Origin of the sequence: Terrisporobacter petrolearius, from assembly GCF_020748185.1 — a bacterium.
GTDB lineage: Bacteria > Bacillota > Clostridia > Peptostreptococcales > Peptostreptococcaceae > Terrisporobacter > Terrisporobacter petrolearius.
In genome coordinates this window covers 1-23701 of record NZ_JAHZMO010000041.1, presented here as the reverse complement: position 1 = coordinate 23701, position 23701 = coordinate 1, and the positions used below count along the sequence as shown (strand labels likewise).

The 23701-nt window shown below is 28.4% G+C and carries 23 protein-coding genes; 3 read left to right on the top strand and 20 right to left on the bottom strand.

The features are described 5' to 3' along the window. Positions 1 to 62: 62 nt before the first annotated feature. The 10 genes from K0040_RS16525 to K0040_RS16480 form a co-directional block, all read right to left on the bottom strand. Positions 63 to 380 carry a PTS lactose/cellobiose transporter subunit IIA gene (locus K0040_RS16525; protein ID WP_206924752.1) on the bottom strand — a complete coding sequence of 106 codons (318 nt, stop codon included), beginning with the start codon at positions 378 to 380 and terminating at the stop codon, positions 63 to 65. A gap of 12 nt (positions 381 to 392) precedes the next feature. Next, a complete protein-coding gene (gene chbG, locus K0040_RS16520; RefSeq protein WP_228109848.1) occupies positions 393 to 1118 on the bottom strand; it encodes a chitin disaccharide deacetylase in 726 nt (241 codons plus the stop codon). 8 nt (positions 1119 to 1126) lie between these two features. Continuing rightward, a complete protein-coding gene (locus K0040_RS16515) occupies positions 1127 to 2437 on the bottom strand; it encodes a 6-phospho-beta-glucosidase (protein ID WP_228109847.1) in 1311 nt (436 codons plus the stop codon). An 88-nt stretch (positions 2438 to 2525) separates the two neighbouring features. After that, positions 2526 to 3842 (bottom strand): PTS sugar transporter subunit IIC, encoded by a 1317-nt coding sequence (locus K0040_RS16510; protein WP_228109846.1) that lies wholly within the window; start codon positions 3840 to 3842, stop codon positions 2526 to 2528. A 19-nt stretch (positions 3843 to 3861) separates the two neighbouring features. Then, a complete protein-coding gene (locus tag K0040_RS16505; RefSeq protein WP_228109845.1) occupies positions 3862 to 4173 on the bottom strand; it encodes a PTS sugar transporter subunit IIB in 312 nt (103 codons plus the stop codon). Positions 4174 to 4378: 205 nt separating this feature from the next. Further along, complete coding sequence (locus K0040_RS16500) at positions 4379 to 5086, bottom strand: GntR family transcriptional regulator (RefSeq protein ID WP_228109844.1); 708 nt, start codon at positions 5084 to 5086, stop codon at positions 4379 to 4381. 239 nt (positions 5087 to 5325) lie between these two features. Further along, positions 5326 to 7284: a PTS fructose transporter subunit IIABC gene (locus tag K0040_RS16495; protein ID WP_228109843.1), complete on the bottom strand. Its 1959-nt coding sequence runs from the start codon at positions 7282 to 7284 to the stop codon at positions 5326 to 5328. A 3-nt stretch (positions 7285 to 7287) separates the two neighbouring features. Then, the gene (gene pfkB, locus K0040_RS16490; protein WP_228109842.1) at positions 7288 to 8205 is read right to left on the bottom strand and encodes a 1-phosphofructokinase; all 918 of its coding nucleotides are present in this window, start codon (positions 8203 to 8205) and stop codon (positions 7288 to 7290) included. A 222-nt stretch (positions 8206 to 8427) separates the two neighbouring features. After that, positions 8428 to 10203 (bottom strand): BglG family transcription antiterminator, encoded by a 1776-nt coding sequence (locus K0040_RS16485; protein WP_228109841.1) that lies wholly within the window; start codon positions 10201 to 10203, stop codon positions 8428 to 8430. Between the two features lie 75 nt (positions 10204 to 10278). Continuing rightward, positions 10279 to 12396 (bottom strand): DNA topoisomerase III, encoded by a 2118-nt coding sequence (locus tag K0040_RS16480; protein ID WP_228109840.1) that lies wholly within the window; start codon positions 12394 to 12396, stop codon positions 10279 to 10281. Positions 12397 to 12768: 372 nt separating this feature from the next. On the opposite strand from K0040_RS16480, the gene K0040_RS16475 reads away from it, so the two are divergent. Continuing rightward, complete coding sequence (locus K0040_RS16475; protein WP_228109839.1) at positions 12769 to 14688, top strand: OPT family oligopeptide transporter; 1920 nt, start codon at positions 12769 to 12771, stop codon at positions 14686 to 14688. Next, positions 14688 to 15026 carry a PqqD family peptide modification chaperone gene (locus tag K0040_RS16470; RefSeq protein ID WP_228109838.1) on the top strand — a complete coding sequence of 113 codons (339 nt, stop codon included), beginning with the start codon at positions 14688 to 14690 and terminating at the stop codon, positions 15024 to 15026. The genes K0040_RS16475 and K0040_RS16470 overlap by 1 nt, the downstream gene beginning before the upstream one ends. 42 nt (positions 15027 to 15068) lie before the next feature. Here K0040_RS16470 and K0040_RS16465 read toward each other — a convergent pair whose 3' ends face one another. From K0040_RS16465 to K0040_RS16420, 10 genes are all read right to left on the bottom strand, one after another. After that, the gene (locus K0040_RS16465; RefSeq protein WP_228109837.1) at positions 15069 to 15509 is read right to left on the bottom strand and encodes a GNAT family N-acetyltransferase; all 441 of its coding nucleotides are present in this window, start codon (positions 15507 to 15509) and stop codon (positions 15069 to 15071) included. 20 nt (positions 15510 to 15529) lie between these two features. After that, entirely contained in the window at positions 15530 to 16435 is a 906-nt protein-coding gene (locus K0040_RS16460) for an aldo/keto reductase (protein WP_331476344.1), read from the bottom strand. Then, complete coding sequence (gene lplA, locus K0040_RS16455; protein WP_228109836.1) at positions 16420 to 17403, bottom strand: lipoate--protein ligase; 984 nt, start codon at positions 17401 to 17403, stop codon at positions 16420 to 16422. The genes K0040_RS16460 and lplA overlap by 16 nt, the downstream gene beginning before the upstream one ends. Before the next feature lie 3 nt (positions 17404 to 17406). Beyond that, positions 17407 to 18285, bottom strand: a complete 879-nt coding sequence (gene lipA, locus K0040_RS16450; RefSeq protein ID WP_228109835.1) for a lipoyl synthase — start codon at positions 18283 to 18285, stop codon at positions 17407 to 17409. A gap of 105 nt (positions 18286 to 18390) precedes the next feature. Then, entirely contained in the window at positions 18391 to 18606 is a 216-nt protein-coding gene (locus K0040_RS16445; RefSeq protein ID WP_228109834.1) for a hypothetical protein, read from the bottom strand. Positions 18607 to 18695: 89 nt separating this feature from the next. After that, a complete protein-coding gene (locus K0040_RS16440) occupies positions 18696 to 18971 on the bottom strand; it encodes a nitroreductase family protein (RefSeq protein WP_331476345.1) in 276 nt (91 codons plus the stop codon). A 17-nt stretch (positions 18972 to 18988) separates the two neighbouring features. Further along, positions 18989 to 19768: a ZIP family metal transporter gene (locus tag K0040_RS16435; RefSeq protein WP_228109833.1), complete on the bottom strand. Its 780-nt coding sequence runs from the start codon at positions 19766 to 19768 to the stop codon at positions 18989 to 18991. A gap of 292 nt (positions 19769 to 20060) precedes the next feature. Further along, complete coding sequence (gene surE / locus K0040_RS16430; RefSeq protein WP_228109832.1) at positions 20061 to 20819, bottom strand: 5'/3'-nucleotidase SurE; 759 nt, start codon at positions 20817 to 20819, stop codon at positions 20061 to 20063. Positions 20820 to 21116: 297 nt separating this feature from the next. Next, positions 21117 to 21920 (bottom strand): DUF6241 domain-containing protein, encoded by an 804-nt coding sequence (locus K0040_RS16425; RefSeq protein WP_228109831.1) that lies wholly within the window; start codon positions 21918 to 21920, stop codon positions 21117 to 21119. Further along, positions 21913 to 22440 (bottom strand): sigma-70 family RNA polymerase sigma factor, encoded by a 528-nt coding sequence (locus K0040_RS16420; RefSeq protein ID WP_228109830.1) that lies wholly within the window; start codon positions 22438 to 22440, stop codon positions 21913 to 21915. The genes K0040_RS16425 and K0040_RS16420 overlap by 8 nt, the downstream gene beginning before the upstream one ends. A gap of 611 nt (positions 22441 to 23051) precedes the next feature. Here K0040_RS16420 and hpf point away from each other — a divergent pair. After that, positions 23052 to 23624, top strand: coding sequence for a ribosome hibernation-promoting factor, HPF/YfiA family (gene hpf, locus K0040_RS16415; protein ID WP_228109829.1), 573 nt, complete (start codon positions 23052 to 23054; stop codon positions 23622 to 23624). The last annotated feature ends 77 nt before the right edge of the window (positions 23625 to 23701 follow it).

The following is a 23701-nucleotide window of genomic DNA, read 5'->3' as shown; positions in this document are numbered from 1 at the left end:
CTTTTTAATAAAAAATCAGTAGCAATATGCTACTGATTTTTTATAGATATTCATATAATAAATTACTTTGTATTTAATCTTTCGTATAAATCAACAAATTCTCCTGCTAGCTGCTGAAATGTCATACTTGTCATTAAATGATCTTGAGAGTGAACTAACATCACACTCATATCAGTTTTTTCACCACTAGCTTCTCTTTGTATTAATTCTGTTTGAAATTTATGAGCCTTAACCATAACAGCCTTTGATTGTTCAAGTTTTTCCCTTGCTATATCTATATTTCCTTTTTTAGCCTCATCTATAGCTTCAAAAGCTAAAGCTTTAGCATCACCAGCAAAGCCTATGATCCCAAAAGTTATTTCTATCATTTTTTCATCCATATTGTCTTCCCCCTATAAGTCTTTATAGTTTGTTAATAAAAAATTATCTTGTATGAAAGCTTTCGTATCCTTAGAAGTTAATATTTTATGTTCCTTAATTCTTGCCATAGAATATGATGTTGTTTTCATTAAAAAATCATCAATATAAGCAGGATGGCACATTATATCAGATATTTCATATTTTCTAAGATGATTGATTTTTTTTACGAAGTAATCTTCACTTACATTGTCACCATAAAAGGAGTCTACCAAAGGTATAATCTTAGAATAATTAAAGTCATACTCAAATCCACCCCTTATTGGCAAATTATATCTTTTTAAAATTTTTTCTATAACTGGTCTTAGATTTTCTAAAGTGTGAACATGATGATGACTATCTAAATGTGTTATAACTGTTTTAGATTTCACCTTTTCAATTTGAGCACATAATTCATTGTATATTTCATCTAAATCCATATTTTTAATCACTTCGTTGGTTATTCTTCTTATAAAATATCCATTATCATCTACTATAGTCTTTGAATTTGAAAGTAATGGTTTATAACAGCTTAAGGTCATATGAACACCACAACCTAAATCTTTATTTTCTTTCAAAAGATCCATGGCATGCTCTAATGATGGCATATTTGCCATGGCACTAGTAGATGTGACTACCCCAGATTTGTGTGCTGAAATTATACCATAATTAACTGCTTCAGATAAACCAAAATCATCTGCATTTATTATTAGCTTAGTCATTTTATCACCTACTTATTAAATTGTGGTAAATATTCTTTATGAACTTCCATCATTTCATCTAATACCACTTTAGCAGTATCATCTGATGGTACTAGTGGGTTTATACAAAGTGCCAGCAGTGCCGTTTCATAGTCACCAGTGACTGCAGCTTTTGCTGCTAATGATTCGAAGCTCTTAATTTGACTTACTAATCCATCAGTACATTCTGGAAGATATCCAATTGAAAGTGGTTTTGGACCTTGGGTAGTTATTATACTACTTACTTCTACAGCTTGATTATCTTTAAAATTTCTTATGGCACCATTATTCAATGTATTTACCACTTGAATATCTTGTTTGTCATTATATATTGAACTTATTAAATTACATGCTGCATCACTATAGTATGCTCCACCTCTTTTTTCTAATTGTGGTGGTTTAATATCTAGGTTCTCATCTTTATAAAGTTCAAATAGCTGATCTTCCAATTCTTTAACTACTTGACCTCTAGATTTTCCTTTTTTAAATTCATCTAATTCTTCTACTAACATTTCTTTAGTCTTATAATAGTATCTATGATATGGACAAGGTATTGCTCCCAATGCCCTTACAAACTCTGGATTAAAATCAATAGCTTTTATATTTTCCATACTAATTTTCGTTGTAATAAATCTTTCAATAGCCTCTTTTGTTACATCTTTTCCATCTAAGCATACCTTCAATCCATACACCATATGATTTAGCCCACCAAACTCCATATAAATTCTATCTGGTTCCGCCTGAAATAATTTAGCTACATCATTTTTTAAATGTATTGGTACATTACAAAGACCTATATATTTTTTAAAGTTTGTATATTTAAATACTGCTTCACTTATTATTCCCGTTGGATTTGTAAAGTTAATCAACCACGCATTTGGACATAATTCTTCTATATCTTTTATTATATCAAGTACTACAGGTACTGTACGAAGAGCTTTAAAAAGCCCTCCTGCACCATTAGTTTCTTGACCTATTAATCCGTGAGATAGTGGTATTCTTTCATCTTTTATTCTAGCATCTAAAAGTCCTACTCTAAGTTGCGTTGTCACAAAATCGGCACCTTTTAGAGCTTCTTTTCTATCTAGCGTAAGATGAACTTCCATATCTATCCCTGCTTTTCTAACCATTCTTTTGGCTAAACTGCCCACTATTTCTAATTTTTCTTTTCCTTCTTCTATATCAACTAGCCATAATTCTTTTACTGGCAATTCTTTATGTCTTTTAATAAAACCTTCTATTAGCTCGGGAGTATAACTTGATCCTCCTCCAATTGTCACTACCTTCAAACAGTTTTTCATGTCATACACCATCCTATCTAAATATCTATATGTTTAGATATCTTACAAATTACGCAACTTACACTTTATTCAATTAAATTATTTTTAATTATACATTCTCTTGCATCTTTTTATTTAGCGCTCTCTTGTCTGCCATAACAAATGGTAAATAAATAAGAACAGATAATACTATATTAACTAGTGCTAATATTCCTCCTTTTAAACTTCCAGTAGCCATCACTGCACTAAATATTGGTGGAGTTATCCACGGTATCTTAGCCATTATTACTGGTGGTACAATTCCCGAAGATATAGCTAGATACGCTACTATTGTACATACAATTGGCGCTAATACAAAAGGTATCATATACATTGGATTTAACACTATTGGCATACCAAATATCATCGGTTCATTTATATTAAAACATGCTGGTGCTGTACCTAAAGCTATCATATCTTTACGATGTTTTCCTGCTAAGAATAGTGCAATTACAAGTCCTATTATCATTCCTGATCCACCTAGATAAACAAAGGCATCTAAGAATGCTCCGGCAAATACATGATATCCCTCTGTAGCTCCTGCTGCTAATAACTCAGCATTTTTTCCACCAAGGTCCATTAGTATAGGCTCAACAACTGGTAGTGCTATGTTCGCACCATGTAAACCAAATATCCATAATACATGAACAAATATTGCAACGAATATTGCTCCACCTAAAGAATCTGCCACACCTGTTAAAGGCTTAGATAAATAAGTTTGTAATAAATCATTTATAAATTTTCCATCTGAAAGAGCAGATATTACAACTCCGATTATTGCCATTATTGTCATTGCTATTAGACTTGGTAATAGTTTTGCAAATGATCTTGAAACTGCTGGTGGTACACTATCTGGCATTTTGATAGTTAACCAGGATACATTTGATAATTTAATATATATTTCAGTAGTTACTAAAGCAACTATCATAGCTGTAAATAATCCATTTGTAGAAACATAAGTCCAATCAATAAATCCCCATCCAACTATTGCTTCTGTTGCACCTTCTGGTGTTATTGATGCTGTTTGTGGACTTAATATTAAGAATGTACATAAAGATATAAGGCCTGCTTGCAAACCATTTCCATCATAAGATTTTGCAAGAGAATATGCAACTGAAACTGCTAAGAATAAAGACATTAGTGCTATAGATCCCCACCATAAATTCCCACCTACTGCTCCTATGTGTCCACCTATTGTAGTGCCTGTTATAAATTTTTGATAAGGTTCAAAAGGTAAGTTTTTAGCAAGGTTACCAAATGCTCCTATCATTGCTATTGATATAATTCCAACAAAACCATCTCTTATTGCTACCAAGTGCCTTTGTGATCCAAACTTTGCTGCAATAGGAACAAAATAACGTTCCATGAAAGACATAAATTTTTCCATAAAATTTCCCCCTTAATTTTTATTTTAAATTTGCTAGCTCAATTGCTCTGTCTAATACAGCTTTGCCATTGCATGTTCCATAATGCATCATATTGATTACTTCAACTGGAACATTATAAGGTTTAGCTATTTCTGTAGCTTTGTTTAGCATAAATCTTATTTGTGGTCCAAGTAAAATTACATCTGCATCTTGAACCTCCTTATCAATATTAGCCTCAGATATGGCCCATATTTCAGCTTCGATACCTGATGCTTTTGCTGCTGCTTCCATTTTTGTTACCAATAAACTTGTTGACATCCCTGCTGAACAGGCTAACATTATTTTTATCATTTTATAATACCTCCATAAAATATTAGTTTTTATTTATTTTTGTGTAATTTATATTTATATATCTTGCCTTTCATCATTTAAATAAAATATATAAATATATAAAATGTCTATACATTTGTTTTATTAATATAATTGTATATCAAATGTATAGACATTTCAAGAAAACATTTTCATTTTCATCATAAAATTTTTATTTTTAAGTTTTCTATTGTTTTGTTACAGCGCTCAAAGTTAAAGTATATCCATAATGATAAGTATGAGAATACTCAAATACATGACCATTATCAAATCTACTTACTTGTTTTATATACAGTATTGGCTCTTTCTTATTTAAATCTAATTGCTCTTCCAATTCTTTTGTTGATATTATAGCTTCAACTTCTCTTTCTGCAATAGCAATTTTATATCCACAATCTTCTTCTATATATTTATATAGTGAATCTTCACAATCCTTCTTTGTTAAATTTGGAAAAAGCTTAACAGGCATATAAGTAACCATGTAAGATACTTTCTTTTTATCTGCCAGTCTAACTCTACATATTTCCCATACATTTTCACCTAAATTTAAGCTTAGATTCTTCGCTAACTCTTCATCTGCCTCAAGCACCTTTATATCAATTAATATGTTAGATACTTCTTTATTTTTGCTTCTCATCTCCTTCGTAAATCCACTAACAGAAGATATGTTATCATAGATATTTCCACCTAATACAATACTTCCAATACCCCTTCTTCTAGTAATATATCCTTCTTTCACTAAGTTACTTAGAGCTGACCTTACGGTCATTCTAGTCACATTAAATTCTTCACATAATTGATTTTCAGAGGGTATTAAGTCTCCTTGACTTAACTTACCTGAGTCAATTAAATTTTTAACATACTCTTCAATTATTTTGTACATTGGTTGCCCCATATTTTACACTCCTTTGATAATTGTGTTTACAATGAATAGCTTACATTTATACTATAATCATCCTAATTATATACAATCAAAATAAATATATATACATATACATTATATTAATGTACATTTTAAATCAAGCAATTACTTCTAATTTTTTACAATAAAAAACACCTTTTAAAAGGTGTCTCTTATTTTGCCTATACATTATATTATTTTTTAATCCCATAATTTTATTTAAAATTGTAAACTTATTTCACTTTATCTAATGGTTTTTTTAGAATTGCAAGTAAAATTGCCCCTACTACTGAACCTACCACCAATGCAACAAGATACATTAACGGATTTATTATTGTTGGAAGTACAAATATTCCTCCATGAGGAGCTCTCAGTCCACATCCAAATGTCATTGATAAGGCTCCAGCTAATCCCGAACCAACTACACAAGCAGGTATAACATGAAGTGGATCTGCTGCTGCAAATGGGATTGCACCTTCTGTTATAAAAGATAATCCCATTATATAGTTTACTATTCCTGACTTTCTTTCACTTTCACTAAATCTATTTTTGAAGAAAGTTGTAGCAAGAGCTATTGCTAAAGGAGGTACCATACCACCTATCATAACTGCTGCCATTATGGCAAATTGCTCTGGTCCTGCATTTACTACTGTAAGTTGAGCTGTGCCAAATACATATGCTGCTTTGTTGAATGGTCCACCCATATCTATTGCCATCATTCCTCCAAGAACTGTTCCAAGTAATATTTTACTAGTCCCACTCATTGAAGCTAAGAAGTTGTTCAATGATGTATTTATAGAACCAACTATTGGATTTAAGCTTATCATTATTAATCCTATTAAAAGTATTCCAAACACTGGGAATAATAAAACTGGTTTAATTCCTTCTAAAGAATTTGGCAAATATGAAAATAATTTTTTAAGTAATAATACTAAGTATCCACCAACAAAACCAGCAAGTAATGCACCTAAGAATCCTGCACTTATAGCAGTTTTTGCATCATAATGCATAAGATTACTAAAAGTATATCCTGCACTTGCTATAACACCACCAACAAAACCAACTGCAAGACCTGGCCTATCAGCTATACTCATTGCTATATATCCAGCAAGAACTGGTAACATAAATCCAAATGCTTGACCACCTATTGTTTTGAAAAATGCTGCAAGAGGCGTATTCATACCAAATTTAGCTGGATTAATTGTGTAATCATCAAATAAGAAGGCTAGGGCTATAAGTATCCCTCCACCAACAACAAATGGTAACATATGAGAAACACCATTCATTAGATGTTTGTAAAATTGTCTTCCTATACTTTCTTTTTCATTTGATGATTCTTCTGTATTATTTCCTTTAGACCCACAAAAAATTTCAACATCACCTTTAACAGCTTTGTCTATAAGTTCATCTGCCTTATGTATACCATCGGCAACTTTTGTTATTATAACTTTCTTACCATTGAATCTGTTCATTTCAACATTTTTATCAGCTGCTACAATTATACATGTTGCATTTTCTATTTCCTCTTTTGTTAAAGCATTTTTAATACCTGCTGAACCATTAGTTTCAACTTTTATACTTATTCCTTTATTTGCAGCTTTTTGGCTTAAACTTTCTGCTGCCATAAAAGTATGAGCTATTCCTGTTGGACATGCTGTAACTGCAAGAATTGTAGGTAGGTCAGATTTTTTATCTTCAACTACTACTTCTTTTGCTTCCTCTTCCTCTGGGAATTTTTCTTTTTCTTTTTTATTTATTAAGTTTAAAAATTCATCTATTGAAGATGCATTTATTAAGTCATTTCTAAAGTTTTCATCCATTAAGATAGTAGAAAGTCTTGATAAAACTTCTAGATGAGTGTTATTTGCCCCGTCTGGTGCAGCTATCATAAAGAATAAATGAGATAAACTATCATCAAATGCTTCGTAATCTATTCCTTCTTTTGATATACCCGCAGCTAAACAAGCTTTGTTTACAGCTTTGTTTTTTGCATGTGGAATCGCTACACCTTCTCCTATGGCAGTAGTACTTAACTCTTCACGAGCGAGGATTGCCTCTTTATATTCTTTTTTATTATTTAAATTTCCACTATTGTTAACTAAATCAACTAATTCATCTACTACATTCGATTTATCTTTTGAAACTAAGTTTAGCTTCACTGAGTTTTTATTAATAAGATCAATTATTCTCATTTTTTATCTCCTCTTAACACTTATTTTTTTTATTAATTCTTCAATAAGTTCTTTCTTTGCTAAATCTGATGAAAATGCAGTTGCACTTCCACTTGCCGCTCCTAGTTTTAAAGCTTCTTCATAAGAATTGCTATTTATATATCCAGATATAAAGCCAGCAACCATAGAATCTCCAGCACCAACTGAGTTTACAACATTTCCTTTTGGTACATTACTTATGAACACTTCTTTATCTTCTGTTATAAGAAGAGCACCATCTTTTCCTCTTGAAACTAGCACATTTCTTGCTCCCATTTCTTGAAGTTTTTTACCGTAAGTTACCATATCGTCTATGCTTTCTAGTTTTACATTAAAAATTTCTTCCAACTCATGATTATTTGGCTTTATTAAAAATGGATTATATTTTAATACATTTAAAAGTAATTTTTTAGTTGCATCAACTACAACTTTTACGTTATTTGCTTTTACCTGTTCCATGATTTTTTCGTATAAGTCTTCTTTTAAAGTTGATGGAATACTTCCAGCAAGAACTAAAATATCTTCCTCTTTTAATTTACTTAGTTTATCAAATAATTCTCTAAGTTTTTCATCGCTAACATGTGGTCCACCACCATTTATTTCAGTTTCTTCATCACTCTTTATTTTTACATTGATTCTAGTAAATCCATTATCTAATTTTATAAAATCTGATTTAACATTTAAATCAGATAAAGAGTTTGTTATAAAGTCTCCTGTAAAATTACTTACAAATCCAGTAGCTATATTATCATGTCCTAAGTATTTTAATATTCTTGAAACATTTATTCCTTTTCCTCCTGGATATACATGTTCACTATTTACTCTGTTTACATGTCCTGTATTTAAATGTTCAAGATTAATAACATAATCTATAGAGGGATTTAGGGTTACGGTGTATATCACTTTATTTCCTCCTTTACTTTTCGTATATATTATTTTACTCTTTAATTTACTTTTGTATCCTATGACCATAATATATGAAAAGGGTTTCTCCAAAAAGACAAAAAATTTCTCTTAATTAAAAGAGAAATTTAACTTTGTCTGAATTAGGTCCCTTGCTTAAAATTCATTATACTCATGACCCCAACGAACTATTTTCGTTTCCACTTCAAATAGCTCCGTTGCTTAAAATAGTTTTATAAACTTTTCATAAGATTTGTTTTCACAAATATTCACCACTTTTGATGTGGTGTCTAATTTATTATAAATACTTGAAAATACTTGTTCATAGTCAAGTATCTTTTCGTTGTTTAATGCTAGCATTATTACAAGTCTAACTTTTCCATACTCCCAGTCTATAGGTTCTTTTAAAATACCGACAACTATTTTGTTTTCTTTTATATTACCTTTAGATCCATGGGGCATTGATACCATATTTCCTATTTCTGTTGTAGCGATTTGCTCCCTTTCAAAATAGGATTTTTTCATTTCATCATCAATAATGTCTTTTTTTAATAATACATCACTCATAAAGTCTAAAACTTCTTCTTTATTTTTACAATCCAAATCTGTAAAATATAATTCTCTATCAAAGAAATCTTTCACGTTTACATCTTCATAAACATATCCTGTGTCCATGAACTTTTCTATTATTTTAATTTCTTTTTCAGTTAAAAATGGTGATACATTAATAATAGGTATTTTGTTGTATTCCAAAGGCATTGTTGATATTAAAAAATCTACTACAGCAGGATCTATATACTCAATTAAATAAGAAGGAATAATTTTTACTATTTCTATTCTATCTTTAAATAATTGCTGTAGCTTAGTATTTATTAACATAGAAGTCCCAGCTCCAGATGCACAAACAATAATAACTTTAAATATTTTTCTTTTTTTATTGCTTGAATATCTCTCTACTGCTCCTCCCACATGAACGGCAATATTTGATACTTCATCCTCGCTAATTTTCAAATCTAGTTCATTTTCTATGGCTTTTTTAGCTATTTTAGCTAGTTCATAAGCATAAGGATATTTAATTTTGACATCATTATTTATCACATTATAGTTGCAAATTCCCAGCTTATCTTTTTTAATCAAATTGTTTATATGGTTATATAAACACTCCATAAAGAACTCATCTTTACTAATATCTATAGCTGTAGCTAATTTTAAATTTTTACAAAATAAAGCAATAGCTTTAGTTATTTTTTCTTTATTTACATTATCATTCATTATTGCTTCACGTTTAATTTTATACTCTTTGATATAATTTTTAATAAACTTATAATAATCATTATAATTATTTCTACTTAGTTTAATAAAAATTGTACTACATAAATTTTTGAATTCTATATCACTTAAAATTAAATTTTCATTGTTTAAGTATTTTAATATTTCATTTTTCAAGTTAAATACTTTATTGCTTATCTCTTCAGTTAAAAAATCATGCAATATTAGTTCATTATCTTTTCTAGAACATAAATCTATTATGCACCTTACAATCTCTGATTCATCAGCTTCAACACCTATTCCATGTTTATGTTTAGATACAATATTTATATTATATTTACTTAGAATTTCTTTTACTTCTTTTAAGTCATTTTTTACAGAAGAAACACTAATAAACATAGCATCGGCCAACTCTTCTAACTTAATACTATTTTCTTCTTGTAAATTTAAGTTGAGCATTGTTTTAATTATAAATTCAATTCTATCTATGTTTCCTAAAGTATTATTATTACATGCGGATACATCAATTTTTCCTTCTAATTTATAACCTACTCCCCTAATAGAAATTATTTTTGTATCCTTAAGTTGTTTATTAATATCTTTAATTTCGCTTTGAATTGTTTTTGTTGAACACCCAATCTCTTCACTTAAAGCTAAACTACTTACAGGATGATTTAAATCTTTCAATATTTCTATTATAGCTAAGGCCCTTGTACTTAAATTATTCATACTCACACCTCTTTTGCTCATAGATTTCAATAAAATTTCCCAAATATTATTTACCCATTTTTTATCTTTAATATTTTATTTTTTTAATTTAGCTAAAGCTTCAGCAAATGGATTGTTGAAACTTTCTTCTTTTTTATTTTGGTTCTTTAAGTATTTTTGTATATCTTTTTTAGATCCTTTTTGCTTTTCTTCTTGCTTTCTTTTATTAAAAGCAGATAATTTTTCTCTATATCCACAAGCACATGCAAATAGTTTATTTTCTCCTTCTCCTCTAAGTTCTAATTTTTTGTGACAATTAGGACATCTAGAATTGGTTACTTGTGATACTGTTTTTCTTGTATTACACTCTCTATCTTCACAAACTAACATTTTCCCTTTTTTACCATTAACTTCAAGCATAAATTTACCACAGTTAGGACATTTATTTTTTGTTAAATTATCATGTTTGAACTTACTATCACTTTTATTTATATCTTTTACTATTTCTTTTGTATAAGTTTTAATATCTTCAATAAAAGTCTCTTTATTATCTTTTCCATTAGATATATCTGTAAGTTTCTTTTCCCACTGAGCTGTTAAATCTGGTGTTTTTAATTTTTGAGGAGCTAAATCTAATAATTGTCTACCTTTTGAAGTAATATGCATTTCTTTATTATTTTTCTTTTCAACTGAGAAAGAATTAAATAATTTTTCGATTATATCTGCTCTAGTTGCAACTGTTCCCAAATTATTTTTTTCCATTTCTGTAAGCAAAGTTCCTTCGTTTAAATATGGAGGTGGATTAGTTTTTCCAGTTTTTACTTTTACTTCTTCGATTTTTAATACATCATTCACTAAGATTTCTGGAATAATATTTAGTTTTTCTTCTTCATCATCACCATATCCTTCTGTAAATCCTAGGTTAATCACTTTATTCCCTTTAGCTCTAAAGTTCTCTCCTTCACAACTACCAGTAATAGTAGTTTCCACATATTCGAGTGGAGGAGAAAGTATGCTTAAAAATCTTTTTACTACTAAGTCATAAATTTTTCTTTCTTTATCACTTAAATCACCAAGAAATACTCTTTCTTCTGTGGGTATTATTGCATGGTGGTCAGTAACTTTAGAATTATCTACAAAGGATTTATTTCCTTTTATATTAGTTTTTAATAATTTATTACAAACTTTTGAATAATCACTTACATTAACTGCTTTAACTCTATCCTTTAACGTTTCAACTATATCCGTAGTCAAATATCTAGAATCTGTTCTTGGATAAGTAAGAACTTTGTGATGTTCGTATAACTTTTGCATTATTGATAATGTTTCTTTTGCTGAGAAACCAAATTTTTTATTTGCATCTCTTTGTAACTCAGTCAAATCATATAGTGGTTTAGAGTATCTTTTCTTATCTATTTTTTTAACATCTATAATTTTTATTTCTTTATTATTTAATTTTTTTGCTATATTTTCTATTTTCTCTTCATTAAAAGAAGTAGTGTTGTTTTTTTTATCTATCCAATTCATCTTAAAATTAGAGCTACCTTTTTTAGTATAAATATCTATAGAATAATACTCCTTTGGCACAAATTTTCTTATTTCTTCTTCTCTTTTTAATATCATTCCAAGAGTTGGAGTTTGAACTCTACCGCAAGAAAGTTGAGCATTATATTTTGTAGTAAGAGCACGAGTACCATTTATTCCTACAATCCAGTCAGCTTCTGCTCTTGCTATTGCTGAATAATATAAATTATTATAGTGCCTTCCATCTTTTAATTTTTCAAAACCTTCTTTAATTGCTTTGTCTGTACTTGATGAAATCCAAAGACGTTTAATCGGCTTTTTTACATGAGCCTTTTCTATTATCCATCTGGCAACAAGTTCTCCTTCTCTCCCTGCATCTGTTGCTATGACTATTTCACAAACATCATCTCTGTTTAACTGAGATTTAACAGTGTTAAACTGTTTAGATGTTTTTTTAATAACTACTGTTTTTAATTTTGGAGGAATTATTGGTAAATCTTCCATTTTCCAAGACTTGTATTTTTCCCCATAACTTTCAGGATCAGCAAGGGTTACTAGGTGTCCTAATGCCCAAGTTACTATATATTTATTTCCTTCTATATATCCATTTTTTTCTTTATTACAATTTAATACTCTAGCAATATCTCTTCCAACTGAAGGTTTTTCTGCTAATACTAATATTTTTTTCATTTTAGTCCTTTCTTATTTTAAATACATTTTAAAATAATATATTATACATATCTTTATCTTTATAACTAATAATTTTACCATAAAATTCACTTTGTTCATAGGTTCAACAAAATCTATCACATAATACTTCATATAACTTATTAGATTATAGATGTTATTGTGCTAAAAGATTTAGTTGAACTAATAGAGCTAATTAAATTTTTTTCTTGTATATATTTACATAATAATCTTAAATATGACAAACTAATTATTTTTAATATTGTTATGTAAAAAAAATTTTATGTATTTTTGTCGTTATATGTATACTAATTTAACAAAGATATTAATTTTCCTGTGATACAATTTATTTAACAAAATAAGGGGGTGTGTAATTTGAACAAAAAATTACCAAAAGAGGCTTATGGTGGTGTAGATGGAAAGAACTATGTTCCATATATTACTGATAAGTCAAGAACTGGTGGAAATATCGCTGTACTTATTATAGGTATCATTTTTTCTGCCATATTTGCAGCTTCTACCGCATACTCCGGTATGAAAGCAGGTCTTACTGTTGCTGCCGGAATTCCTGGTGCAATAATAGGTTCAGCATTTGTTGCTATCTTTGCAAAACAAAAAGGCATACTTGGTAAGAACTTAATTCAAGGTATGTCAAGTGGTGGTGAATCTGTTGCCAGTGGTCTTATATTCGTACTACCATCGGTTATATTAATAGGTAGTGAAGTTTCTTTCATAGAAGGTCTTGCTGTTGGTGTTGGTGGTGTTTTATTTGGTATTGGTACAGCTTCACTAGTTTACAATTACCTAATTATTGATCAACATGGTAAACTTGTTTATCCTGAATCTATGGCCATATCTGAAACTTTAGTAGCTTCAGATAGTGGTGGGGACTCTATAAAATACATGGGTGTTGGATTTGTTATAGGTGGTGCTATAAATACACTTACAAGTGCTTTTCTAAATATAACAAACAACGTAATGTCTTTCACAGGAAAATCTTGGTATAAATGGAAATTTGATTTGGAAGTTAATCCACTGTTATTAGGTATTGGATTCATAGTAGGTCTTGATGTCTCTTTAACAATGTTTGCCGGTTCTATACTATCAGTATTTGGTATCACTCCACTTCTTGGTTACTTCACTGAAATGGCTGGAGACGGTATCATGGTGTGGAATAATGCTTCATTGGCAGTAAATCAAATGGCTGTTGCAGATATTTCTAGCGCTTACGTTAAATACATAGGTGCTGGTATGATGTTATGTGGTGGTATAATCGGTGCTATAAAACTTATACCAACTATAATTGCTTCAGTCAAGGAAACTGCTAAAGCAAGAGCTACTGCTACTAAAGGTGATGGTTCTTCTACTCAATTATTAATTTTAATAGGTGGAGTTATTCTTGGATTCATTGCTTCATTTATTATTTCTGGAAGTGTTTCAATGGCTATTATAGGAGCTATCTTATCATTTATCTTATCTTTATTATTCGTCATAGTTGCTGGTAGATTAACAGGAACTATAGGAACGTCTAACCTTCCTGTGTCTGGTATGACAATAGCTTCTTTAGTTATAGTTACTTTAGTATTTGTTATTATGGGATGGACTTCTACAGTTGATAATAAATCTTTGCTTTTATTTGGATCATTTATAGTTGTTTCAATAGCTATTGCTGGTGGATACTTCCAATCTCAAAAAGTTACTTATGTTATAGGTGGTAACAAAAACGAGATGCAACGTTATTTTGCAATAGCAAGTATTGTTGGTGTCATAGTTGTTGTTGCTGTTATAGTTTTATTAACAGATCAATTAAAAATAACTGGTGACAACCCTCCTTTTGCACTACCTCAAGCTAACTTAATGTCTACACTTACTTCAGGTATAATGTCTGGTCAATTACCATGGGTTATGATTGTAGTCGGTGTATTTATGGCAATAGTTCTATACCTATTAGATTTACCTATTATGACAGTTGCTATAGGTTTTTACCTACCGGTCGCAACTACTTCTATAATCTTAGTTGGAGCTTTAATTCGTGTATTTGTTGAAAAGACATCAAAAGGAGAGAAAGATAAAGAGGCTAAGATTAGTAATGGTATAAGTTTATCTTCTGGTTTAGTCGCTGGTGGTTCTATACTCGGACTAATCGGTATAATATGTCAAGTAACTGGTGTAGTTGGTGGAAATGCTCCTACTGGATTTGCTGCTGGAAATGGAATGGCCGCCCTATTATTAGTTATCTTAATAGTACTTACAATTATACCTATTTTAAAATCGAAAGTTAAGGATGAGGAATAATGAATAACGAGGATGCTTTAAAATTAATATTTAAAATTTCAAACAATATAGATTACGAAGTTGATAATAAAATTGTAACTGTTTTAGAAAAGCAAAATCATCCTATACAAAAGTTTTTTAGAAAGTTAAAATTTAGAATACCTCTTTATAAGAAAATTAAACTTGATGAATATTGTAGTTTTGTTTTTTTACAGATTGACGGTGAAAAAACTGTTGAGGATATAGGCAAAAATCTTGAAAATATTTATGGCGAGGAATGTCATCCTCTTTACGAAAGATTATTAATGTTTTTAAATCATATTGAGATTAATTGTAATTATATAGAGAGAGTTGAGTAAATTTAAAGGGGCATATTTAATATGCCCCTTTATAATATTAATTTATCTACTCCATTTTAAATAAACCATGTCTATTAATTGCTTTCCATTTTCAAATATGGGATGATCATAATTGTCAACGAAAAAATTTTTTACTCTATGAGATTCTTTAAAACCACATTTTTTATAAAAGGGAATTGTTAAAGTACTATCTCCTGTTCCCACATACATTACATTGCAATCTTTATAATAATTAAGAATATAATTTATAAGCATTTTACCATAGCCTTTATTTTGAAATTTCGGAATAGTAGCTATATTTTTTAATTCATATACTCCACTACCTTCATTTGTAACAACGCATTGTGCTCTTACTTCATCATCTATCAATAAAAACATGTCTCCTTTTTCAAGATACTTATTTATCATATTTTCTTGTTCATCGGCAAGTAAAAGTAAATCCGTATATTCTTTTTTATTGCTTACTACTTTAATTATTTTCATACTATTATCCTTATTAACTTTTATTCAACATCAAGATAAGTTGTATTTTTAGGAACTCCTGTCACAGAGGCATTATATCCCTCATCTAATAAATTAATTTGCATCATATCTTCTTTAGAAATTTCAAAATCGAATATATCTAAATTTTCTTTTATTCTATTTTCATTTGATGATTTTGGTATAGGAATAATCCCCCTTTGTAAGTGCCATCTTAATACAATTTGGGCAATAGATTTTTCATATTTTTTTGATAAACTAATCATAAGTTCATTATTAAATATTTTCCCCCTCATTATTGGACTCCAGGCAATTAGTTGAATTTCATTTTTATTACAGTACTTTACTAATTCATTTTTTTGATTAGTTGGATGCATTTCAACTTGATTTACCATTGGTTTTATCTTTGCATTTTTTATTAATTCTTCCAAATGACTTTGTTTAAAGTTACAAACACCTATAGCCTTTACTTTTTTACTTTCATAAAGATGTTCAAAAGCCTTCCATGTTTCATTATTTAATTTATTTGGCCAATGAATAAGATATAAATCTATATAATCAACTTGTAAATTTTCTAATGATTTATTAAAAGCTTCTATAGTATTTTCATATCCATGATCATCATTCCAAAGTTTAGTAACCAAGAATATATCATCTCTGTTTATTTTACTAGCTTTTATTGCATTGCCTATACCTACTTCATTTCCATAAAATGCTGCTGTATCAATTTGTCTATATCCAACTTCTAAGGCTCCCTTAACAATCTTTTCAGTTTCTTCATCACTTCCTGATTTATAAGTTCCAAAACCTATTGAAGGTATTTTTATTCCATTATTTAATATTTTTTGAATTTCACTCATGTCGTTTATATCCCTTTCTCTACTCTCATTAATTTGTCGCTTATTAACTAATTCTAATCGATTATACATTTAAGCAAATCATCCTTAGTAATTTTATAAAAAATTTTGTCTATATCCAATAGACCTAAAAGTTTATATATTTCATCTTTATCATATTTACAGTTAATAAAGGCTTTTTCTACATTAGAAATATCACCAGTTAGAAAAAAATCTCCTTCTATAACACAATCTTTAATTATCCCTTTTTTAATATCAAGTTTAAAATCTACTCTTCCACCATCAAATCTTTTCCATCTATTAATATTAAATACTGGATTTTTACCATAATTCCAGTCCCATGATTCAAATTTTTCTTTTTTAATTTTATTTATAGCTTCAATATCTTCATCAGTAATAGTATAGATTTTACTATCTTTTAACAAACGCTTTAACATAATATCTTTAAAGTCTTCACTAGTAATCTTTTTATCCATTACTTCACTAATATTTATTACTCTTTCTCTAACAGATTTTATACCCTTTGCTATAATTTTATCTTCTGCAACAGTTATACTTTCAACCATTGCTTTAATGTCTGTATTAAATAAGATAGAACCATGGTGCAACATAACATCATCTTTTCTATATTGTGCATTTCCAGAAAACTTTTTATTTCCTATTAATAAATCATTTCTACTATTAAAATATGCATCAATATTTTGTTGTCTAAGAGCCTGAACAATTGGTGTTGTAAATTTACCAAAAGATATACCGTTTTCTTTATGATTTTTTTCTATAAATGTAAATTGCCAAGCCCCCATATCAGTGTAAATAGTCCCTCCACCAGAGTTACGTCTTACTACGTTTATATTATTTTCTTTTACATATTTTTCATTAATTTCACAGTATGTATTTTGATATCTTCCAATCATTACTGTAGGATTTGTTCTCCAAAATAAAAATATTTCATCATCTTCCAAATCCTTATATGTCATCAAATATTCTTCCAATGCAAAGTTAAAATATGGATTAGTTGAGTTACTATTTATATAAATCATGTTTTATCTCCTCTCTACTGCTTTTGCTTCTAATGCCTCTGCAGCTTTATAAGAACTTCTAACTAATGGGCTACTTGCTATAAATCTAAATCCTCTTTTTTCTCCAACCTTTTTATATTCTTCGAATTTTTCAAGGGATACATATTCTTTGACATCCACATGTTTTCTACTTGGTTGTAAATATTGACCTATGGTAAAGATGTCACATCCAACTTGTAAAACATCATCCATAAGCTTATATACCTCTTCATCTTTTTCTCCAAGACCTACCATAATTCCAGTTTTAGTAAGAATTTCTGGTGCATTTTCTTTTACATATTTTAGTACATATAAAGATCTCTCGTATATAGCCTCAGGTCTAACTTTTTCATATAGTCTTTCTATGGTTTCCACATTATGATTAATAACATCAGGCCTTGCATTTATTATTATATCTAAATTTTTATCTTTCCCTTTTAAATCAGGAATAAGAACTTCTATTGTAACTTCTGGATTTAATCTTTTAACTTCTTCAATAGTTTTTGCAAAATGATTTGCCCCTCCATCTTCTAAATCGTCTCTCGTAACACTAGTTATAACTACATGTTTTAAGTCTAATTTTTTAGCTGACTGAGCAACATGTAAAGGCTCTAATGGGTCTAAATGTGTAGGTTCACCATTACTTACATTACAAAATTTACAATTTCTAGAACATTGATTTCCCATTATCATAAATGTCACTGTTCTTTTTTTATAACATTCACCCCTATTAGGACAATTTGCTTCTTTACATACTGTATGCAGTGAATCATCTTCCATCATTTTTCCTATACTTCCTACTTCACTGTCATAGGTAACTTTAAACCAATCAGGTTTTCTAACCCTTTTTCTTTTATTCTCCATCATCATTTCCCCTTTTGACATATTTTGTCTTACACTTTTTATTGTATAAATATAAGTAAGAGCTGTAAATAAATTATTTACAGCTCTTACTTATATTTGCAAATTTTATTCACTTTCTGCAAGTCTCCAAATTCCCATCTTTGGACTTACAAATAAATCTTTTCTATATTTAAGTACTTTGTCAACTTCATAACTAGAATTAACTAAATTTGAGTGTATAAGCACCTTCGCAATCTTACCTATTCTCATTTCTTCTTTTTCTTTTAGCATTTCTACTATTTTTTCACTTATTATATCCATTTCTTCTTTAGTATATTTCATATTATTCTCCTTTATATCTTTACTTATATCTTATTATATAATATGAAACATAATATTTATACTAAATATAAAATGATAAAATTAATATTTTATATCCAGTTTATTTCTGCTTCTTTTCTTGGAGTTGTTCTTTTATATTTAACATTTGGATATCCTACAACCATGCATGCAGCAATTTTTTGATTATCTTTTATCCCTAGTAAATCTAATATTTCTTTATTATTCTCAGATGCTATTTTTAAAAATCCACTATAAAAAGTTCCAAGACCTAAAGCATCTACCATAAGATTCATATTTGAAGAAGCTATTGCTCCATTAAACTCATTATTAGCAGTTACAATTATTACTACTGGTGCATTAAAAATAATTTATAATATCTCTTTTATCCTAAGGCTACATCTAAAATCATCATTATTACAAAACCTAATCCAAATCCAATAGTTCCTATATTGGAATGTTCTCCCACAGATGCTTCTGGTATTAATTCTTCTACCACCACATAAATCATAGCTCCAGCAGCAAAAGATAAAAGATATGGCATTAAAGGTTGAATAGTCTTTGAAAATAAAATAGTTAATACTGCACTAATAGGCTCCACTACACCAGATAAAAATCCATAAAAGAATGCTTTTGATTTACTCACACCTTCACTTCTTAAGGGCATGGAAATTATGGCTCCTTCTGGAAAATTTTGAATTGCTATCCCTATTGAAAGTATAAGTGCTCCAGCCATAGTTATTGTACTTTCTTGACTTATAACTCCTGCAAACACTACTCCAACTGCCATTCCCTCCGGTATATTATGAAGAGCAACTGCTAATACCAGCATAGTTGTTTTTTTTATTTTTTCACTTTTTAATCCTTCTGGTTTATCATTATTGTAGTGCAAGTGAGGAATAATCATATCTAATATAAGCATAAATCCTATCCCTACAAGTATGCCTATTGCCGCCGGAACAAAAGCTAATTTGCCCATATCATTACTCATATTTATAGCTGGTATTATTAATGACCATACTGAAGCAGCAATCATTACACCTGAAGCAAAACCAAGTAAACCTTTATTAACTAATGTATTAATTTCTTTTTTCATTATAAAGACACAAGCAGCACCTAGTGTAGTACCTACAAGTGGTATTAAAATTCCAATCATTGTATTCATTATTCTATACCCCCATTCTTTATATAATTTAAGTACTTATGAAATTTTCTAAAAATCATGCCTATATAAAATAATTCTGGTCTATTATTTATAATATTTGTATACACTTTTTCATATCTATAATAACTATATCATTTTATTCATACCCATAATTGATAATTGTTATCAATTATAATCATATAAACATTACTTGTCAATAAATTACATTACTTTTTCTATTAGAAGATTACATATTTAATATTTTACAAAGAAAAAAAGCCAGTAAGCACTTGCCGACTTTTAATAAAACCTACTATAAAATTTCTATATCTTTTAACATTTCAAATTTTTTTAAATTAGTCATTTCAATATTAACAGGTGTTATGGAAATATAACCATCATTTATACAAGTAATATCACTGTCTTTATCTTGATCTAATTCTCTAATATTTCCTCCGATCCAAAAATATCGTTGCCCAAAAGGGCTTATCCTTTCTTCCATTACATTATCGTATTTTCTTTCTCCCAACTTAGTTATCTTACTTCCTTTTATTTTTGTATTAGGTAGATTTACATTTAATATACAGTCATTAAGTAAATTCAATTTATCTTTAATATTTTCTACAAGCATAGCTACATATTTAGTTGCATCTTTATAAACTTCACTTTTAACACTAAATTCATTATATGACACTGCAATTGATGGTTTATTTAAAACAAGCCCTTCTATTGCTGCTGACACCGTTCCTGAATATATAACATCTGTTCCCAAATTAGGACCATTGTTTATTCCACTTAAAACTAAATCAAATTCTATATCCTTAAATATAGCCTCTATTCCCACTTTTACGCAATCTGCTGGTGTTCCTGATATGGAATAGGCCTTTATATTATCTGCAATATACGCTTCTTGTACCATTATAGGGCTATGTATTGTTATAGAATGTCCTGTAGCACTTTTTTGACTTTCTGGCGCAACTACATAAACATTTGCTATTTTAGATATTTCTTTTGCTAATTCTATAATTCCATCTGCAAATATTCCATCGTCGTTAGTTATTAATATATTCATGAAAATTCCTCCTTTATCATATTATTTATTTTACCATAATAATTATTACTTATTAATTTTTCATAAAAAATTCACTTCACTCATGTCGCCAACGAGATGCCTTCGCTATCGCTTCAGGCAACTCCGTTGCTCAAAAATATATTTTTTACACTTTCTAAATGACTTGATATAACTTGATTCCAGAGTTTATCAACAGCGTAAATTTAACTATAATTTCCTTAAATGTAAAAAAAGGATGAGATTGATCCTCATCCTTATATATTGCTTTTTATAAGTAAAAATTCCTACCCTTTTATTTTACTTAAAATATTTTTCTTTAATTTTATTTATTTCTTTCTTATCTAGCGTTGATGCTATTCCAATTTGTCCATCTAGCATATGCCATACATAATTATGTACTTCTACTGCATTATTAAAGTTTCCATTTTTCCATTTTGTGAGTTCTTTTTCTAAATACTTTCTAGCTTCTTTATTGTTTATATGATTTATTGAATTTAGTGCTATTTCAATATTTTTAGGAGTTATATTTATCTCTCCAAATTTTTTACCATCTGCTGGGTTAATAATTTGATTAGACATTTGGTGTATAAAATTAACTACTCCATACTCATCATATACTATATTTTTATTATTACTATCTTTATTACTGTCATTGCTTTTTTTCGTTTTATCTACCTTGTATCTCGTTATTTTTACAAAGTGAATTTTGTTATCTTCTACTACCGCCTTTGGAATTATTGTGTCCAACTCTAAGGCTGCGCTTATTTCATCTATTTTTAAAACATCATTTATTTTTTGCAAAACTGTCATTACCGGCTTTACATAATAAGCCAATGCTGGATTATATAATCCTATAGAAAATAAAATAACTATACTCGCTACTATTTTAACATATCTTTTCTTATTTTTGCTCTTAGATATCTCCGCCTCTGCTTTATCTATAGCATCCTTTATAATGCTTTCTTTATCAAAACTATATTTTATATTATCTATTTTTTCTTTATCTATATAAAAATCATTCATTTCTTTATCAATTTCTTCTATTTTCATATCATCCATATTCTCATTATTTAAATTAATATCTTTTTTACTTTTAGTCATTAATGTAATCCTCCTTTAGCAGGTTTTTCATGTCTTTTATTGCCTTTCTAATATGTGTCTTTATAGTATTTATTGGACGCTCCAAAATTTTGGATATATCCTCAATTTTTAAATCCTCTACATATCTAAGAATAATTACATCTTTATATTTATCTTCTAACTCATCCATGGCATTATATAAATCAATTTTAATTTCAACCTGGTTATCATTATGTATCTCTTTTACATAATGATTTTCATCATGTTCCAAATCTATCATTCCATTTTTACTCATATAATCATTTGATACATTTATAAGAATTTTACTTAACCAAGTTTTAAAGTATTTTGGTTCATTTAAACTTTTTACATTTTTATAAGCTTTGTAAATTGTTTCCTGTACTATTTCTTTTGCATCTTCTTCATGTTTACATCTTAAATATGCCTCTTTATATAATCTATCAAAATACATATTTATTAAATCTTCAAAAGCTTTTCTATCACCTTTAATAGCTTTTTTCACTAAAAGTATATCTTCCATGATTACTCCTTTCATTTTTGTTTTCAACTGTTAGACATAAATTTATAATAAAAGGTTTTAATTTTTTTAAACTTTATTTTGGATAATTACGAATTTTTTATAAGTTTGTGATTGGTACATAAGTTTAGGATGTAAATCACTTCATAAATATTAGGAATTTTTCTTAATTATTAAATATAATTCATAGCTATCAATTTATTGTTGGAAATTTAAAAGTAATATTTTTATAAGAAAAAAATGAATTAAAGAAAGTCAGAAAAGAACTTTGCATGTGGAAGTTTTTAATATCTTTTCTGCTTTTTGTGAGTGGTTAAATAACATTGTTTATCTAGGTAATGGTTTATTTAAATATATAATTATACACATATTTATTAAAAACACCCCGTATAATCTATATTTTAACAGAAAAATTTGTAAAAATATAGACTTACAATAAAAACATTTTCATACTACTATAATAGTATAAATGTAAATCATTTTAAAAGTAGATAAATACCTTTTACAATAACGGTAGTTATCTACACTAAAGATATCAACAAACAACTAAATTTTACTATTTTCTATATGTATGAAATTAGTAAAATAAACATTTAATATTGGAGGTACATATTATGAAAATTAATATCATCACAAAAAAAATTGAATTAACAAATTCTATTAAAGAAAAAATAGAAAATACTTTTTATAACTTAGAAAAGTATTTAAGCAGTGATACAGATGTACATGTAAAATTAGATGTTACTAAAAGAAGTCAAAAAATCGAAGTGACTATATTTACTAAGAATGGGACAATAATTAGGGCAGAAGATTGTAAAAATGATTTATATAATGCTATTGACGAAGTTTATGACAAATTATATAAGCAAATAAGAAAATTAAAAACTCAACTTCTAAATAAAAATAGATCTAATGATAGTATTAGATTCAATAACATAAATGAGTATTATAACATGAATATTGAAAGTGAAAATAAAATAAAAAAAGTCAAAAAATTTAATCTTGATAAGCCTATAACTGCTGAAGATGCTATTATGCAAATGGATTTACTAGGACATAACTTTTTTGTATTCAGAAATTTAGATTCTGAAGATATAAATATTATTTATAAAAGACATGATGGTTATGGTTTGATTGGGGTCTTTAAAATAAAGTGTGTATTCTTCCATAAAGTGGTGATAATTTAGATATTAAAAATCATTACAAAAGGAAGGTGCACACTTTTTATGTTTAATAAAAGCGAAATATTAAAATCACTATTAAA

What these genes read in the sequence shown, in the direction of transcription:
- K0040_RS16525 (WP_206924752.1), bottom strand. Translation starts at nt 380, where the DNA reads ATGGATGAAAAAATGATAGAAATAACTTTTGGGATCATAGGCTTTGCT.
- chbG (WP_228109848.1), bottom strand. Translation starts at nt 1,118, where the DNA reads ATGACTAAGCTAATAATAAATGCAGATGATTTTGGTTTATCTGAAGCA.
- K0040_RS16515 (WP_228109847.1), bottom strand. Translation starts at nt 2,437, where the DNA reads ATGAAAAACTGTTTGAAGGTAGTGACAATTGGAGGAGGATCAAGTTAT.
- K0040_RS16510 (WP_228109846.1), bottom strand. Translation starts at nt 3,842, where the DNA reads ATGGAAAAATTTATGTCTTTCATGGAACGTTATTTTGTTCCTATTGCA.
- K0040_RS16505 (WP_228109845.1), bottom strand. Translation starts at nt 4,173, where the DNA reads ATGATAAAAATAATGTTAGCCTGTTCAGCAGGGATGTCAACAAGTTTA.
- K0040_RS16500 (WP_228109844.1), bottom strand. Translation starts at nt 5,086, where the DNA reads ATGGGGCAACCAATGTACAAAATAATTGAAGAGTATGTTAAAAATTTA.
- K0040_RS16495 (WP_228109843.1), bottom strand. Translation starts at nt 7,284, where the DNA reads ATGAGAATAATTGATCTTATTAATAAAAACTCAGTGAAGCTAAACTTA.
- K0040_RS16485 (WP_228109841.1), bottom strand. Translation starts at nt 10,203, where the DNA reads ATGAATAATTTAAGTACAAGGGCCTTAGCTATAATAGAAATATTGAAA.
- K0040_RS16480 (WP_228109840.1), bottom strand. Translation starts at nt 12,396, where the DNA reads ATGAAAAAAATATTAGTATTAGCAGAAAAACCTTCAGTTGGAAGAGAT.
- K0040_RS16470 (WP_228109838.1), top strand. Translation starts at nt 14,688, where the DNA reads ATGAATAACGAGGATGCTTTAAAATTAATATTTAAAATTTCAAACAAT.
- K0040_RS16465 (WP_228109837.1), bottom strand. Translation starts at nt 15,509, where the DNA reads ATGAAAATAATTAAAGTAGTAAGCAATAAAAAAGAATATACGGATTTA.
- K0040_RS16460 (WP_331476344.1), bottom strand. Translation starts at nt 16,435, where the DNA reads ATGTATAATCGATTAGAATTAGTTAATAAGCGACAAATTAATGAGAGT.
- lplA (WP_228109836.1), bottom strand. Translation starts at nt 17,403, where the DNA reads ATGATTTATATAAATAGTAACTCAACTAATCCATATTTTAACTTTGCA.
- lipA (WP_228109835.1), bottom strand. Translation starts at nt 18,285, where the DNA reads ATGGAGAATAAAAGAAAAAGGGTTAGAAAACCTGATTGGTTTAAAGTT.
- K0040_RS16445 (WP_228109834.1), bottom strand. Translation starts at nt 18,606, where the DNA reads ATGAAATATACTAAAGAAGAAATGGATATAATAAGTGAAAAAATAGTA.
- K0040_RS16435 (WP_228109833.1), bottom strand. Translation starts at nt 19,768, where the DNA reads ATGAATACAATGATTGGAATTTTAATACCACTTGTAGGTACTACACTA.
- surE (WP_228109832.1), bottom strand. Translation starts at nt 20,819, where the DNA reads ATGAATATATTAATAACTAACGACGATGGAATATTTGCAGATGGAATT.
- K0040_RS16425 (WP_228109831.1), bottom strand. Translation starts at nt 21,920, where the DNA reads ATGACTAAAAGTAAAAAAGATATTAATTTAAATAATGAGAATATGGAT.
- K0040_RS16420 (WP_228109830.1), bottom strand. Translation starts at nt 22,440, where the DNA reads ATGGAAGATATACTTTTAGTGAAAAAAGCTATTAAAGGTGATAGAAAA.
- hpf (WP_228109829.1), top strand. Translation starts at nt 23,052, where the DNA reads ATGAAAATTAATATCATCACAAAAAAAATTGAATTAACAAATTCTATT.